The sequence below is a fragment of the Halopseudomonas nanhaiensis genome (assembly GCF_020025155.1).
Taxonomy (GTDB): domain Bacteria; phylum Pseudomonadota; class Gammaproteobacteria; order Pseudomonadales; family Pseudomonadaceae; genus Halopseudomonas; species Halopseudomonas nanhaiensis.
The window spans coordinates 1,320,754-1,336,036 of record NZ_CP073751.1; the positions used below are offsets into that span (position 1 = coordinate 1,320,754).

15 protein-coding genes are annotated in these 15,283 nt (G+C 60.6%); 10 read left to right on the forward strand and 5 right to left on the reverse strand.

Annotated features, from left to right (window positions below; genetic code table 11):
• Genes KEM63_RS05945 through KEM63_RS05980 form a run of 8 tightly spaced genes read left to right on the forward strand, consistent with a single transcriptional unit; the run spans nucleotide 1 to nucleotide 7,211 of the window.
• Entirely contained in the window at nucleotides 1-1,311 is a 1,311-nt protein-coding gene (locus tag KEM63_RS05945; RefSeq protein WP_223655278.1) for a type II and III secretion system protein family protein, read from the forward strand.
• A 9-nt stretch (nucleotides 1,312-1,320) separates the two neighbouring features.
• Entirely contained in the window at nucleotides 1,321-3,009 is a 1,689-nt protein-coding gene (locus tag KEM63_RS05950; RefSeq protein ID WP_223655279.1) for a TadA family conjugal transfer-associated ATPase, read from the forward strand.
• A 36-nt stretch (nucleotides 3,010-3,045) separates the two neighbouring features.
• Nucleotides 3,046-3,888 carry a type II secretion system F family protein gene (locus KEM63_RS05955; protein WP_223655280.1) on the forward strand — a complete coding sequence of 281 codons (843 nt, stop codon included), beginning with the start codon at nucleotides 3,046-3,048 and terminating at the stop codon, nucleotides 3,886-3,888.
• Entirely contained in the window at nucleotides 3,881-4,759 is an 879-nt protein-coding gene (locus tag KEM63_RS05960) for a type II secretion system F family protein (protein WP_223655281.1), read from the forward strand. The genes KEM63_RS05955 and KEM63_RS05960 overlap by 8 nt, the downstream gene beginning before the upstream one ends.
• Nucleotides 4,749-5,093: a DUF192 domain-containing protein gene (locus KEM63_RS05965; RefSeq protein WP_223655282.1), complete on the forward strand. Its 345-nt coding sequence runs from the start codon at nucleotides 4,749-4,751 to the stop codon at nucleotides 5,091-5,093. The genes KEM63_RS05960 and KEM63_RS05965 overlap by 11 nt, the downstream gene beginning before the upstream one ends.
• Nucleotides 5,087-5,530 carry a tetratricopeptide repeat protein gene (locus KEM63_RS05970; protein WP_223655283.1) on the forward strand — a complete coding sequence of 148 codons (444 nt, stop codon included), beginning with the start codon at nucleotides 5,087-5,089 and terminating at the stop codon, nucleotides 5,528-5,530. The genes KEM63_RS05965 and KEM63_RS05970 overlap by 7 nt, the downstream gene beginning before the upstream one ends.
• Nucleotide 5,531: 1 nt before the next feature.
• Nucleotides 5,532-6,272: a TadE family protein gene (locus KEM63_RS05975; RefSeq protein WP_223655284.1), complete on the forward strand. Its 741-nt coding sequence runs from the start codon at nucleotides 5,532-5,534 to the stop codon at nucleotides 6,270-6,272.
• Between the two features lie 15 nt (nucleotides 6,273-6,287).
• A complete protein-coding gene (locus tag KEM63_RS05980; protein WP_223655285.1) occupies nucleotides 6,288-7,211 on the forward strand; it encodes an OmpA family protein in 924 nt (307 codons plus the stop codon).
• A gap of 90 nt (nucleotides 7,212-7,301) precedes the next feature.
• Here KEM63_RS05980 and KEM63_RS05985 read toward each other — a convergent pair whose 3' ends face one another.
• The 5 genes from KEM63_RS05985 to KEM63_RS06005 form a co-directional block, all read right to left on the reverse strand.
• Nucleotides 7,302-8,222 (reverse strand): PA2778 family cysteine peptidase, encoded by a 921-nt coding sequence (locus tag KEM63_RS05985; protein ID WP_223655286.1) that lies wholly within the window; start codon nucleotides 8,220-8,222, stop codon nucleotides 7,302-7,304.
• Nucleotides 8,180-8,581: a PA2779 family protein gene (locus KEM63_RS05990; protein WP_423747835.1), complete on the reverse strand. Its 402-nt coding sequence runs from the start codon at nucleotides 8,579-8,581 to the stop codon at nucleotides 8,180-8,182. The genes KEM63_RS05985 and KEM63_RS05990 overlap by 43 nt, the downstream gene beginning before the upstream one ends.
• Nucleotides 8,582-8,707: 126 nt before the next feature.
• On the reverse strand, nucleotides 8,708-9,991 hold the full coding sequence (locus tag KEM63_RS05995; protein WP_223655829.1) for an NAD(P)/FAD-dependent oxidoreductase: 1,284 nt from the start codon (nucleotides 9,989-9,991) through the stop codon (nucleotides 8,708-8,710).
• A gap of 91 nt (nucleotides 9,992-10,082) precedes the next feature.
• Nucleotides 10,083-11,630, reverse strand: coding sequence for a DHA2 family efflux MFS transporter permease subunit (locus KEM63_RS06000; protein ID WP_223655287.1), 1,548 nt, complete (start codon nucleotides 11,628-11,630; stop codon nucleotides 10,083-10,085).
• A complete protein-coding gene (locus tag KEM63_RS06005; protein WP_223655288.1) occupies nucleotides 11,623-12,654 on the reverse strand; it encodes an HlyD family secretion protein in 1,032 nt (343 codons plus the stop codon). Before KEM63_RS06005 ends, KEM63_RS06000 begins: the two co-directional genes overlap by 8 nt.
• 106 nt (nucleotides 12,655-12,760) lie before the next feature.
• Between KEM63_RS06005 and KEM63_RS06010 the strand changes: the two genes are divergently transcribed.
• Both KEM63_RS06010 and gltX read left to right on the forward strand, forming a co-directional pair.
• On the forward strand, nucleotides 12,761-13,687 hold the full coding sequence (locus tag KEM63_RS06010; protein WP_223655289.1) for a LysR family transcriptional regulator: 927 nt from the start codon (nucleotides 12,761-12,763) through the stop codon (nucleotides 13,685-13,687).
• A gap of 45 nt (nucleotides 13,688-13,732) precedes the next feature.
• Nucleotides 13,733-15,208 (forward strand): glutamate--tRNA ligase, encoded by a 1,476-nt coding sequence (gltX, locus tag KEM63_RS06015; protein WP_223655290.1) that lies wholly within the window; start codon nucleotides 13,733-13,735, stop codon nucleotides 15,206-15,208.
• Nucleotides 15,209-15,283: the final 75 nt, after the last annotated feature.

The following is a 15,283-nucleotide window of genomic DNA, read 5'->3' on the forward strand; positions in this document are numbered from 1 at the left end:
ATGTGCAAATGGAATTGGCGAAGTCTGCAGTGGTTCGCCGCAACAATCTTGCTTGTCTGCTCCGGTGAGACATTGGCGCAGCTGCGTCACTTTGAGCTCCATGTGGGCGAAGTCAGAACCGTATCAGTTGGAGAGGTCGACAGGGTCGCCGTGGGCAACGAGGACGTTTTGAGTGTCTCGGTGCTTGACACGGGCGAGCTGTTGCTGATCCCCAAAGACGCGGGCGAAACCGACCTGCATCTGTGGAAGCCCGGCCAGAGAATAGAGCAGTACCGAGTTTATGTGCAGGGTGGCAACGTGCAGCGCCGGCTGGGCGCCGTGCGCTCAGTACTCTCTTCGTACCCCGGACTGACTATCCGCGAGGTCGATGGGCTGCTGGTCGTAGAAGGTGCGCTTGATCCACAGCTGATGGACACCTATACCGCGGTCATTGGCGCTCTACCCGGGGTTATATCCATGGTCCGGCCGACTGAAGTCCAGATGCGCAAGCTCATCCGCATCAAGGCACAATTGATCGAGCTTGACGAGCAGTATCGGCGTCGCGTCGGTATTCGCTGGGCCGATGCTGCAGAAGGTCCGACCATTGCCGCTGTCGGCACGCTGGTCTCGAACGATGTGTATCGCGTGGTTCCATCGGGAGGACAGGTCAACTGGGGCGAGCTGTTGGATGTGGTGCCCCCCAGCAATCGGAGTCTGCACCCGTTCGTGGGATTCTCATCCGCGCTATTTTCTACGATCCAGTTGATGGAAACCACCGGCGGCGCCCGGACCCTCGCCGAGCCTGTTCTGACGACCCGCAGTGGCGAAGAGGCTCGGTTCCTTTCCGGCGGGGAGTTCCCCTACCAGACCGTAGACGGCAACGGGAATCCAGTGGTGAATTTCCGAGAGTACGGTGTACAGCTCGGTATTGCTCCGACAGCAGACGCAGACGGCAACATCGTTGCATCGATCGAAGCGGAGGTCAGTTCAATCGATCTGAGTTCCTCTGTGGGCAATGTTCCGGGGCTACTGACCCGGAAGGCCGACTCGGTGATAAACGTTCGCGACGGCGAAACTATCATCATCTCCGGCCTGCTATCGACGCACGATGCGAACGCGCAATACTCGGTACCAGGGATAGGCCGACTGCCAGTGGTTGGCGGGCTGTTCCGGGCGCGGGAAAAAACGGAAACTCGCCGGGAACTGGTGATTCTGGTCACCCCCGAGATCATTACCGCGCCGGAGCAGATGCCCACCACGTTCGCAGCGCAATACGACGATCTGAAAGCGGTCAGGGAACGTCCTGCTTCCGCTATTGGCTTGCTTGAGTAGGCGACCCTTATGTTCAACGTGATCGTCAACACCAGGCATGGCACTCGGGTCAACAGCGTCAGCTGCTCCACCGACAGCTGCCTGATAGGCAAGGATCCGGATTGCCTTATCGTCCTGCGAGGCTGGAAAGTCGGCAAGGTCCATGCGCGGCTCACTGTACAGCAGGGCGAACTGTTCATCGAGGATATGGGCAGTGCGACTGGAACCTATGTGAATGAAAACAAGACGCGACGCTACGGGCCTCTGACGCCGGAAGACTCGATCCTGATCCACGGTTATAGATTGCATGTACAACCTGCACAGACAACCCAGCAGCCGGAGCGGCCGATGCAAGATCTTGTCGACAGCAATGCAGTGCTAGCTCCTGCGACCGCGAAAACCGCGCTGGTGGCGGTACAGCACGATGACAAGGAGCCGGATGTCGCCCGTATCTGGCGTAGACGTGTACACAAGTCGCTGCTCGAACAATTGGACCTCCGGCGCATCAACACTTTCGAGATGAGCGACGCAGAGCTCCGCGCACTGACGTCCGAGCTCGTCCGCCACGTGCTGGACGATATCGAAGACTTTCCGGCCGGGCTCGACCGCGCCGAAATCGGACGTCAGGTATTGAACGAGGCTGTGGGGCTGGGGCCTCTGGAAGATCTGCTCGGTCAAGATGACATCACCGAGATTATGGTGAACTGCGCTGATGAAATTTTCTTCGAGCGAGCAGGGCGGCTCTACAAGTCGCCTGTGACGTTCACGGACAATACTTCGGTGATGTTCGCTATCGAACGAATCGTAGCGCCATTGGGACGGCGCATTGACGAGAGCTCCCCCATGGTTGATGCCCGTCTGAAAGACGGCTCGCGAGTCAACGCGATCATTCCGCCCTTGGCGCTAAAGGGGCCCTGCATCACCATTCGGAAGTTCTCCAAAACGCCACTCACTCCCGATCGCCTGGTCTCTTACGGCTCCATCAGTTGGGAAATGGTGCAGTTTCTCGAACAGGCGGTGAAAAACCGACACAACATCATCATTTCCGGCGGCACCGGTTCGGGTAAGACGACGTTGTTGAACATGCTTTCCGCATTCATTCCGGAGGACGAACGAATCGTCACGGTGGAAGATGCCGCGGAGCTTCAGCTAAGCCAGCCGAATCTGATTTCGCTGGAAGCGCGACCGCCCAATCAGGAGGGACGCGGTGCGGTCGCGATTCGAGATCTTATCCGCAACTGCTTGCGTATGCGTCCAGATCGTATCGTGGTGGGGGAATGCCGTGGCGGCGAGGCGCTGGACATGCTGCAGGCAATGAACACCGGTCATGACGGCTCGCTGACCACAGTCCATGCCAACAGTCCGAGGGACTGCATCTCGCGGCTTGAAGTCATGGTGATGATGTCGGGCATGGACTTGCCGGTACAGGCCATCAGGGAGCAGATATCGTCGGCGGTTCACCTGATCGTACAACAGTCTCGTTTCAGCTGCGGTTCGAGAAAGGTGACGAGCATCGCGGAGCTGACGGGGATCGAGAACGGTCGGGTCCAGATGGGCGAAATATTTCGGTTCGCCCAATCCGGCTACGATGAACATGGCAAGGTCCAGGGCCAGCTGGTCGCCACCGGACTGATCCCGGAGCTCTACGAACGGCTGCGCAGCCAGGGCATCGCCATGGATATCGGCATGTTTCGCGACGGGGTGATGCATGCCCATTGACCGGTTCGCTAAGTCGCCTTTCAACGAGATCCGTGCATGCTGATCGCCTCGGTTCTCTTCGCCTGCTCCGTAGGGATTCTCGCGTTTGCCTTGGTCCGCGTCGCGACGAGCGCGGCGGAGGCGTACCGCTTGCAGTTTACCTCGGAGGCGCGCGTCAGCCTCGCTGAACTGTACGTCTTTATCGAGCCGCAGAAGTTGTTCTTTCTCAACGTGGTCATTCTTTGTACAGGCTTTTTGCTTGCGCTACTGCTGACACAGTCGCTGGTGCCGGCGTTGATCGTGTCGATGATCCTGCTTGCTGCGCCACGGTTTCTCTACCGCGTGATCAAACGCCGACGTCTGGAGAAGATACTCGACCAGTTGCCCGACTCACTGCTGTCCGTTGCCAATTCGATGAAAGCCGGTTCCAGCCTCACGCAGGCGCTGGAAGTTACCGTAAAGGAAGAGTCTCCACCTCTCGCCCAGGAATGGGATCTTTTCCTGCGGGAGTTGCGGGTGGGCGTCGCATTCGAGACGGCATTGGACAACTTCGCGGCGAGGATACCCTCGCCAGAGCTGGAGATGGTGACTGCTGCCATGAAGATATCCCGGGAGGTGGGCGGAAACCTGTCCGAAATCCTGGAAGGCGTGGCCAGTACCATTCGCCGCAAGCGTGAAATGGAAGGCAAGATCCGCGCCCTGACTGCACAGGGCAAGCTCCAAGGCATCGTAATGACCGGCTTGCCGATATTGCTCGGAGTCGTTCTCTACCATATGGAGCCTACGCATATGTCCAGACTCTTCAACGAGCCCATAGGCTGGGCGGTCCTAGCCGTGACGACCGTGCTGATCTGTTTTGGATACGTTTTCATTCGCAAGATAGTGAACATCGATGTCTGACCAGCTCATACCCTGGACTATCACCGGGATCGCCATGCTGTCCGCGGTTTTGTTCGTCTACGCCTTCATGACGTTGATGGAGGAGATGCCTGAGACGGACCGGCGGTACATGGACCCACTCCCTCTGCCGTTGCGCATCATCTGGCCTGCGGTAGATTTCATCGCCATACATATTGGTGAGCGGTTGCCGGTGGAATGGCTGGAGAAGGTACGCAGCAGCTTGAACAGATCCGGACTGTCTTACCTGCTCACTCCAGAGCAGCTGTTTGGTCTGCAGGTGATCAGCGTGGGGTTCTTCTTTGCAGTGTCGCATGTCCTGCTCACGGCGATGGACGCGTCCTCGTTCGCGCTCTCCATGGCTATTGGCTTACTCGGATTTCTTTTCCCGTTCCTCTCCATCCGTGACCGGCGCTTGAAGCGGGAGAAGGAGATCGTGCGAGCTCTCAGCATCTATCTAGATTTCATCACCATGGCAGTGGAAGCCGGTCTGAACCTCAACGGCGCGCTGCTTCAGGCTGTCGAGAAGGGTCCGGACGGCGCGCTCAAGCTCGAGCTGCATCGGGTGCTGCGTGATATCAAGGCCGGCATGAATCGCTCGGATGCGCTGCGGTCCTTTGCCGAGCGACTGCGGTTGCGCGAGATCACAACGCTGGTTTCGGCATTGCTGCAGGCGGAGAAAACCGGGGCCAGTGTAGGAAAGAGTCTGCGGATACAGGCGGAACAGCGACGGGTGGAGCGTTTTCAGCGAGCAGAAAAGCAGGCGCTCGAAGCGCCGGTCAAGCTGATCTTTCCGCTTGTCGCATTCATCTTCCCAACCACCTTCATCATTCTCGGCTTCCCGATCGCCATGAAGTTTATGTATGAACTCTAGGCGGCTGGTTTGTTCTGCGACCAAGGATCTGCTGGTGCCGGTGGTGCTCTTGCCGGAGTCATTCATCGAGCGTGCCCGAGGGCTGCTCGGGGTGTATTCCAATGATCATCCGCCGATGTTGTTTCGCGACTGCAGCATGATTCACATGTTCGGGATGCGGGTACCGCTGGACGTCATATTCCTGGACCGTTGCGATCAAGTGGTGGAGGTCATTCACGGGCTGAGGCCGTGGCGTGTCGGCTGGTGTTGGCATGGGGTGCATACATTGGAAATGCCGGCCGGCTTCGCCCGTCGGCTGGGAATCATCAAAGGACGGAGATTCGACATATGTTGAAGCGATTGGCGACGACGACCATGTGTCTTGCGCTGATAGCGTGCGCCTCGGCAGAGCGGTCGCCGCAGCAGACGGGGCTCGAGGATATGATGGAGCGCGCTCAGCTTGCCTACCATGAAGGGCGCATGGGCGACGCAGAGCGATACCTGCATGAAATAACCCAATCCCACCCGACGGCTGCGCCAGCCTGGCTTCGACTGGGTAACGTATTCTATCGAACCGGGCGCTACGATGCCGCCGTGCATGCCTATGAGCAGGCATTGCGTCATGACCCGCGCAACGGGCTAGCCTGGCATAACCTGGCGCTGACTCGTATGCAGCAGGCCTCGGATGTTGTTGAGTCCGGGCTGGAAGCTTCGCCAGTGCAAAGCGCCGAGCGCGAGGCGCTACTGCTGCTGCGCGATACGCTTGCGGCGAAACTCGTGTCGAGGCCGTGACGTGCTGGTCAAGCGAATCCGACCGAGGGCAGGTCAACGTGGTGCGACCACCGTAGAGTTGATCTACGTGTTACCGCTGTTCTTCGTGCTGACCTTTGCCATCGCCGAAGCGGCATTCGTGTTTCGTATGCGCTACACACTCAACGTGGCCAGCTTCCATGCGGCGCGAACCGGCTCGCTGCAGCATGCGCTGCTGAATCCCATGCGGCAGAAACTCGCCGAAGGCATGGCGCCACACCTCATGGCAGGCGACGGTTCGCTAACGGGTCATGCGTCTGCAGTCGCCCGCGCGAATATCATGGCCGCGGCCCTCCGCGCAGTACGGGACCCGGTGACCGTTCTCAGTCCGCCTCGCTCCGCCATGAATGCCTTCGGAGAAACTCGGCGGATGAGAATACCCGGCGACGATTTCATGCGCGACCGCCGCGTGATCCCGAATGACAATTTGCGGTATCGCAATCCGGCGAACAAGACGCTCGAGGCGGGAGGCGAATCCGTCGAACTGAATATCCAGGACGCGAACCTGCTCAAGATCAGCACCTACTGGTGCTATCGCTTGAAAACACCGGTACTGGATCGAATAGTCAACGGGATCGTATCGGGACTACTCGCCTCGCCAGAGCAGAGGGCCTGCGATCTGGTGGGCGCGGCCGACGGAAATGCGTTCTATCTCGCTGTCACTGGCCAGGCAATCGTACGGATGCAGAGCGAGATTGTTCTTCACGACAACAATCTCCCATAACGAAGGAGGGATACTATGAAATCAACTTTGATGGTGAAAATCCTGGCGTTGGTCGTTGGTGGCCTGTCATGTCCTGCTCTAGCGCTGGGTGCCGTGGATCTGCCGCTGATCGAAAAGGGGCGCGTACACCACAGCGAGGATGTAGGAGGGCGCTTCGAGTTCCCGTTGGGGTCGATCATCTACCAGGCGGAAGCAGACGAGCAGTACTCCAAAGGCTATCGCCCGTCCAGTAGCCGCCAACTTGAAGGGAATCTGACCCGTGAAATATATGATCTGCCGGCCCAGATACGCTCCAGGGGAGTGTTCGTCATGGTGCGTGACTCACTGAAGTCGTCCGGCTTCGATATCATGTTCGAATGCGCAAGAGATGCCTGCGGTAAACCGGATGCGTGGGCGTTGTATTTGTCCCCACTGATGCGCGCGTCTAGCGACGCTCAATATTATCTCGCGGCCAAGGCTGGCGATGCCTCGTTCGTCGGTGTTTACGCCAAGGAGGTGGGTGGGCAGACGCGGATCCTCGTCGACCATATCCTGGTTGACCAACCTGAGCATGGCGTATCGAGCAGCGATGTCGCCAGCTTCGAGTTTTCCAGCGGTTCTTCAGTGGTTCCGAATTCCGCTCGCAAACATCTCGCCAGCCTGGCCGAACGCATCCGCCGCTCGCCGGATGAAGAGAAGTTCGTGCTGGTAGGCCATGCTGATCAGAGAGGGACTCTCTTGCGCAATCTGCTACTGTCCGGGGCGAGGGCTCAGGCGCTACGCAAGACACTCCTGGAGCAGTACGGTGTCAGCTCGGACAAAATGGCTGTCGCAGCCCATGGTTATTCGAACCCGCAGCGGGGGCGGGTGGGCGCACTTGATCGACGAGTAGAGGTGCTTGCTCAACTCAAAGCCGATCAGCTTGTCACTCAGGACAAGGTCGGTGCCGCAACTGACTGACCTCGGTTGTATTATCGGTTGCTGACAATGACCAACGCCGCATGATCAAACTTGTCGTCGAGCTGTATTACCGTAGGCGGATAGGCAGCTTTATAGGGGCTCGACACCAGCTTTCCGCCTTGCGGCCTCTGCTTCGCTGCGGTAGCCAAGCTGCTTGAGTCCTTCGATGAGATTGTTCCAGCCGGGCATAAATTCTGGATGCTCTTCAGTCAGCACCCGAAACTCTCCCACCGCGTCCTCCCGTTCACCCTTCGCCCACAACACATTGCCCAAACCAAACCGCGCCGTGGGCGGATCCGGCCATTCGCTCAATGCTGTGCGATAAGCCTGTTCTGCCGGGTCCAGCCGCCCGGTCTGTTCCAGGTCTGCGGCTGCTTTCAGGTACGCCAGAGGTTCGGCGGTGGCCGGGAGCTGGGTCGGCCTGAGCATCACGCGCGCCCAGCGGTCGGCGCGGTCCCAGGTGCGGGCAAAGACGGTGAGCGACTGGTGTTTGGCTTGCTCCAGCCCGCTATGCAGAATCAGCACATCGCGGTTCAGGTCGTAGCCGATGGCGACGGCGTAGTGCCACTGGGGGTACCAACCAAAGCGCAGGTTCTGCATGACCAGCACCGGGTTGCCGGCTGCGAGCTCGGTAAGCAGTGCCTCGATGTTGCCCTTGAGCGGGTAGGCCAGCAGGTTCTGCTCGCGCGCAGCGGCGACCATTTCGATCTGCAGGCTGCCCTCACGGGCGGGGATGTAGACGCGGGTGGTGAGGTCGTCCGGTTCCGCGGGGATCAGATGATGATTGAACACCATCGCCAGTGCGGCCGGGCCGCATTGGAATTCATCCTGCGCGTGAAAGGGCACATCGATCAGTACCTGGCGGGGCAGGTGGCCGAGCTGGTCTGGCGTGGGGAGGGTTGGAGCCTTGCCTGCGCAGGCTGACAGCAGTGCTGCCAGCCCGATCAGGACGGTCGTGCGGAGTGATCTCAGCGAGAGCAATTGACGACGCTGTAGATGTCGGTCAGGCACAGGATGTCGGTGACCACGAAGATCAGCAGGAACAGTACGATCACACCGACCACGCTGCCGCCGGCTGCGCCGTCTTCGAGCTGGCTGTTGAACTGAGCCAGTTCTTCAGCGGTCAGGCTGTCGATACGCTGTTCGACGTCGGCTGCCGATACGCCCATGTCAGTCATCTTGTTCTGCACGTCCTGATCGGCGAGCAGATCCTTCAGTGCCTGGCGGTCCATGCTCAGCTGCTGCTCGGCCACCACCTCGTGGGTACCGATCATGGCGGCCTGGGCCTGCAAGCTGGCCATGCTGGTGAGCATGAACAGTGCGGTCATGAAGGCGGACAGATAACGTCTTGCGGTGCGCGTGAGGGTCATGATGCGTACTCCTGATTATTGATCTTGGGCTTCCCAGTTGCGATCGCCGGGGCATCGCAATTGACCGAGTGTACGCCGCTTCGGTTCCGCTGTGATGGCATTCTGAGGTGTTTTGCCAAATGCTTCTCAGATGCCCAGTTTGTCGCGCATCTGGTAGTACCACGCACCCATCGCGGTGAACGGCACACGGAACAGTCGGCCACCCGGGAACGGGTAGTGCGGTAGTGCCGCGAAGGCGTCAAAACGTTCAGCCTGGCCGCGCAGGGCTTCTGCCAGCACCTTGCCGGCGACATGGGTAAAGGTCACGCCATGGCCGCTGCAGCCTTGCGAGTAATAGATGTTGCTGCCGATCCGGCCCATCTGTGGCAGGCGCGAGAGCGTGAGGAGGAAGTTGCCGGTCCAGGCGTAGTCGATCTTCACGTCCTTGAGCTGCGGGAAGGTTCTGACCAGGTTCGGGCGTACCAGCGAGACCACATCCGCCGGGTCCCGCGCGCCGTAGACTACGCCGCCGCCGAAGATGAGCCGGCGATCGCCGGTCAGCCGGTAGTAGTCGAGCAGGTAGCTGCAGTCTTCGACGCAGTAGTCCTGCGGCAGCAGGGAATAGGCGACCTCGGGGCTCAATGGCTCGGTGGCGACCACCTGGGTCCCGCAGGGCATGGACTTGGCCGCGAGCTGCGGAATCAGATCGCCCAGGTAGGCGTTGCCCGCCACGACGACGAACCGGGCTTTCACCTGCCCGTGCTCGGTGTGCACCACCGGGCGTTCGCCCTGCTCGACGCGCATCACGCGGCTCTGCTCGTGAATGATGCCGCCGAGCGATTCGACAGCTGCCGCTTCGCCGAGGACCAGGTTGAGCGGGTGGATGTGTCCGCCGCTCATGTCGAGCATGCCACCCACGTACAGATCGGTATTGACCACGTCACGGATGCCGGCGGTATCGAGCATCTGCAGTTCGGTATGCCCGTAGCGCTCCCACAGCTTCTTCTGTGCCTGCAGGTGGTCCATCTGCTTCTGGTTGAACGCGGCGAACACGCCACCGTCCTTCAGATCACACTTGATGTTGTAGCGCTTGACCCGGTCGCGGATGATGCGCCCACCCTCGAAGGCCATGTCGCCCAGCATGCGCGCCTGATCGTTGCCCAGCGTCTTTTCGATCACGTCGATGTCGCGGCTATAGCTGTTGACGATCTGCCCGCCGTTGCGGCCGGATGCGCCAAAGCCCACTTTGGCCGCTTCCAGCACGGTGACCTTGAACCCGTGCTCAGCCAGGAACAGCGCGGTGGAAATGCCGGTGTAGCCGGCGCCGATGATGCAGACATCCGTCTCGTGGCTGCCCTGCAATGGCGGCCGCTCGGGAGAGGGGTTGGCCGAGGCGGCGTAGTACGAACCGGTATGCTCTGTGTAGGTCATCATGCACCCTATGTTGAATATATTTTACATATGGGGCCGATGCTAACCTGCTTGAGCACTGTTTGCCAGCCAGTGATCAATAAAAGCTACGTTACGCCGCAGGTTTGGGCAGTGGGCGAACCAGCAGGATGCAGACCATGGAAAAGGCGAGCATCACGCCGATCAGGTGGAAGGCATCGTTGTACGCCATGATCGCCGCCTGCTGATGAACCTGCTGGTTGAGCGCCATCAGGGCCGCATCGGCGTTGCCGAACTGCTGCGTCAGCGCATCGAGCCGGTCCTGTACCGCCGGGTTGTCCGGGCTGACATGAATGCGCAGGTAATCGAAGTAGTGCTTGGCGCGGCTGTCCAGAATGGTGGCCAGCGCGGCAATGCCGATCGCGCCACCGAGATTGCGCAGGATGTTGTACAGGCTGGAGGCCGAGCCGGCCTGCGACGGCGGGATCATCGCCGTGGCGAGAATCGACAGCGGCACCAGCACCATCGGCTGGCCCAAAGCGCGGAAGATCTGAATGCCGATGAACTGGTCTCCGGCAAAGTCCAGATTGAGCGTGCCACTGTAAAAACTGGCGAAGCCGAACAGCGCGAACCCGGTGGCGCAGATGAGGCGGGCGTCGATGAAACGCATGATCACCGGCACCAGCGGGATGACCGCCAGCTGCGGAATCCCCATCCACATGATCACCTGGCCGATCTGCAGGGCGTTGTAGTTCTGGATCTGCGCCAGGTACACCGGCAGGACGAACACCGTTCCGTACAGCCCGACACCCAGGCCGATATTGGCGAGGCTCCCCAGCAGGAAGTTGCGTTCCTTGAACAGCCGCAGGTTGATCAGGTGGTTGTCACGCGAAAGCTGCAGGATCACGAACATGGTCAGGCTGACGAAGGCGGTTACCGCGAGGGTGACCATGAGGTCGGACTCCAGCCAGTCCTCGCGGTGGCCTTCTTCCAGAAAGACCTGCAGCGTACCCAAACCGATCGCCATGGTGACGATGCCGGCATAGTCGCCTTTCTTCAGCATGTGCCACTGCGGCGGCGCCTTGTCCAGGCCGTAGAGCAGGCCGGCGATCATCAGCAGGCCGGGGAAGATGTTGATGTAGAAGATGTATTCCCAGCCAAAGCTTTCGGTCAGCCAGCCACCGATGGTGGGCCCGATGGACGGCGCGAAGGTCGCGGTGATCGCGAACAGCGCCATGCCCTTGGGGCGCGAGGCGGGCGGCAGTTTGGTCAATACCAGAGTGAAGGCGAACGGGATCAGCGCGCCGCCGGCCAGGCCCTGCAGCACGCGGAAGATGATCATGCTCTCCAGGCTCCAGGCCATGGAACAGAGCAGCGAGGCGATGACGAAGATGCTGGAGATCACCACGGCGAAGCGTCGCGGCGACATGACCACGGTCAGCCAGGCTGCCAGCGGAATGATGATGATCTCGGCGACCAGATAGGAGGTGGATATCCAGGAGCCTTCTTCGATGGTCGCCGACAGCGCGCCCTGAATGTCCTTGAGCGACGAGTTGATGATCTGGATATCCAGGATCGCCATGAAGGCGCCGAGGATGGCGCTGAGAATGGCAATCCAGTCACGTCGGCTCGGTGGTGGGATAACCTCTTCGCGCGAGCCGGTGGCGATGCCTTCAGCCACGCAGGTCGACCTTCACCGTGACTGACATCCCCGGGCGTATCTTTCCGGCAAGCGGGTGGTCCGGATCGACCATCACCTTCACCGGAATGCGCTGCACGACCTTGGTGAAGTTGCCAGTCGCGTTCTCCGGCGGGAGCAGACTGAACTGTGCACCTGACGCAGGGAACAGGCTATCGATCCGCCCCGGTACTTCTTCGCCGGGGAAGGCGTCGAACAGCAGCGTGGTGGGCTGATCATCGTGCATGCGCTGAATCTGCGTTTCCTTGAAATTCGCCTGTACCCAGAGCTCGGTCTGCGGCACCAGCGCCATAAGATGCGCGCCGGGCTGCACATTCAGGCCGGTGCGAACGCTGCGCTGGCCGATGCGGCCGCCGGCCGGCGCGATGATCTCGGTGCGCGCCAGATCAAGCTCGGCCTTGGCGATCTCGGCCTGGGACGCATCGATCAGTGCGGCGAAGCGCTCGATGTCGGCCTGGAGTGTCTCCTTGGTCAGACGCTGGGTCTGTACGTCTGCCTGCGCACGGCGGACCTGTGCCTTGGTCACGTCGAGCTGGGCGCGGAAATTGCTGAGTTGTTCTTCGGAGGCGTAGCCGGATTTGCGGAGCGGTTCGATCCGCTTGATGTCAGCTTCCACCCGGCGCTGCTCGGCTTCACGTGCGGCGACGTCGGCCAGTGCCGCTTCGATCAGGCTGTCCTGCTGGGCCAGACGCGATTGCGCCTCGAAGCGTTCCGCCTCGCGCATGGCCAGGTTGGCGCGGGCGCGCTGCAGGGCGATGTCGTAGTCGCGGCTATCCAGGCGGACCAGTACGTCACCGGCTTCGACCAGCTGGTTGTCGGTCACCAGCACCTCGGTCACCTGGGCGCTGAGCTGGCTGCTGATGCGCGTGATCTCCCCCTGAACGTAGGCGTTGTTGGTGCTTTCGTAGTGGCGACCGATCAACCACCAGTGGGCGAAGAACGCGGCGCCGACGATGGCAACCAGAAATAGAAAGATGAACAGGCGGGTACGAACGCGGGAGGACATGAAGCTCTTCTCGATTTTGTTATTGAAAGCACTCTACCACTGTTCCCCTCAGCTCAAGAGGGGGTAGAATCTGGACACTTTGTTGCACCACAGGAACAGTAACGCCATGGGTTTGGATGACGCTTTGATTTTTACCCGCGTGGTCGAGTGCCACAGCTTCACCAGTGCGGCACTCACGCTGGGCATGCAGAAATCCACCGTCAGCCGCCGTATCGCCCAGCTCGAGGATCGGCTCGGCGTGCGGCTGCTAAATCGCACCACGCGCAAGCTGCGTCTGACGGAAGTGGGTCAGGCGTATTACGAGCGCTGCCGCCAGATCATGCAGGAATTTGCCGAGGCAGAACAAGCGATCATGCAGCTGCAGCGCGAGCCCACCGGCTTGCTGCGTGTCAGCTCGCCGATCGAGTTCGGGCAGCTGTTCCTGGGCGGCGTGGTGGGCGATTTCATGCGGCGTTACCCGGCCATTCAGGTCGAGGTGGAGCTGACCACGCGCATCATCGATCCGGTCGAGGAGGGTGTGGACGTGGTCATTCACCGTGGCCGTCCGCACGACTCCAGCCTGGTGGCCCGGCCCATGATCACCAGCCCCTGTCAGCTGTTCGCCAGCCCGGGTTATGTGGCCCAGCATGGCATGCCGCAGCGGCCGGAGGACCTGTCCTCGCATCGCTGCATCAACACCATGGATACCGGTCGCAAGTGGCACTTCGTTGATCCGCAGGTCAGCGTGCAGATCCAGTCGGTGCTGACGGTCAACAACATCACCTTCGCTCGCGAAGCGGCGATCGCCGGAGCAGGCATCATTAATGTGCCGTCGTTCATCGCCGAGCCGTGCGTCGAGGAAGGCACGCTGCTGCGGGTGTTGCCGGGGGTGACGCTGCCGTCGGCGGAGCTGTACGCGCTCTATCCGTCGAGGCGCTTCCAGGCGATGAAGGTCAAGGCGTTCATCGATTTCATGATCGAGCGTCTGGAATCACGCCTGAATCCGGAAGTGGAGCCGCAAGGGGCTACGCTGGTAACATCGACGGCTTCATAGCAAGCCGGGCCCGGTGTCTGCCGGGCGCAACCGATGAGACCATCCATGACCGTTCGTACCCGTATCGCTCCGTCGCCAACCGGCGACCCGCACGTAGGCACTGCCTACATCGCCCTGTTCAACCAGTGCTTTGCCCGCCAGCACGGCGGGCAGTTCATCCTGCGCATCGAAGATACCGATCAGGTGCGTTCCAGCGCCGAGTCCGAGAAACAGATCCTCGATTCCCTGCGCTGGCTGGGGCTGGAATGGGACGAGGGTCCGGATGTCGGTGGTCCGCATGGGCCGTACCGTCAGAGCGAGCGCAGCGCCATCTATGTCGAACACAGCGAGCAGCTGATTCGCAACGGACACGGTTTTCGCTGCTTCTGTACGCCGGAGCGGCTCGACGCCCTGCGCGCCGAACAGATGGCCAACAAGCAGACGCCCGGGTACGACGGCCACTGCCTGACGCTCGCCGACTCCGAGGTCGAGCAGCGGGTTGCCGCAGGCGAGCCCCACGTCGTGCGCATGAAAGTGCCAACCGAAGGCGTGTGCATGGTCAAGGACATGCTGCGCGGGGACATCGAGATTCCCTGGGAGCAGGTCGACATGCAGGTGCTGATGAAGGCCGATGGCCTGCCGACCTATCACATGGCGAATGTGGTGGATGACCACTTGATGGGCATCACCCATGTACTGCGCGGAGAGGAGTGGATCAACTCGGCGCCCAAACACATGCTGCTGTATCAGTACTTCGGCTGGGACATGCCCGAGCTGTGCCATATGCCGCTGCTGCGCAATCCGGACAAGAGCAAGCTGTCCAAGCGCAAGAATCCGACCAGCATCACCTTCTACGAGCGTATGGGCTATCTGCCCCAGGCGCTGCTCAATTATCTCGGGCGCATGGGCTGGTCGATGCCGGATGAGCGCGAGAAATTCACCCTGGCAGAAATGGTCGAGCATTTCGACATCCAGCGTGTGTCGCTCGGCGGGCCGATTTTCGATGTGGAGAAGCTCGCCTGGCTCAACGGCATGTGGATCCGCGAGCTGTCCGAACAGGATTTCGTCGAGGCCGCACAGAAGTGGGCACTGAACGGCGACTACCTGAAACCGCTGGTGCCCTTGGTGCAGGCGCGGGTGGAAACCTTCAGCGATCTGCTGCCGCTGGCCGGCTTCTTCCTGACCGGTAAGGTGAACCCGGACCCGGCGCTATTCGAGCACAAGAAGCTGTCTGCCGATGACGTGCGCAAGACCATGCAGCTGCTGCTGTGGAAGCTCGAGGCGCTGCGTAACTGGGACAAGGACAGCATTACCGCCACCATCCAGCGTGTCGCAGAAAGCCAGGAGCTCAAGCTACGTGACTTGATGCCGCTGCTCTTTGCCGCCATTACCGGGCAGGGCAGTTCCGTGTCGGTGCTCGATGCGATGGCCCATCTGGGCCCGGACCTGTCGCGCTTTCGCCTGCGCCAGGCGCTCGAATTACTGGGCGGCACGTCGAAGAAGGAAGCCAAGGCCTGGGAAAAGCTTCTCGCGGAGATCTGAGCAGCTCACCGCGGGCAGTGAGCTGCTAGCTACAAGCCTCAAGCAAAAACGCAGCCAAGGCCCACGCCCGGCAGT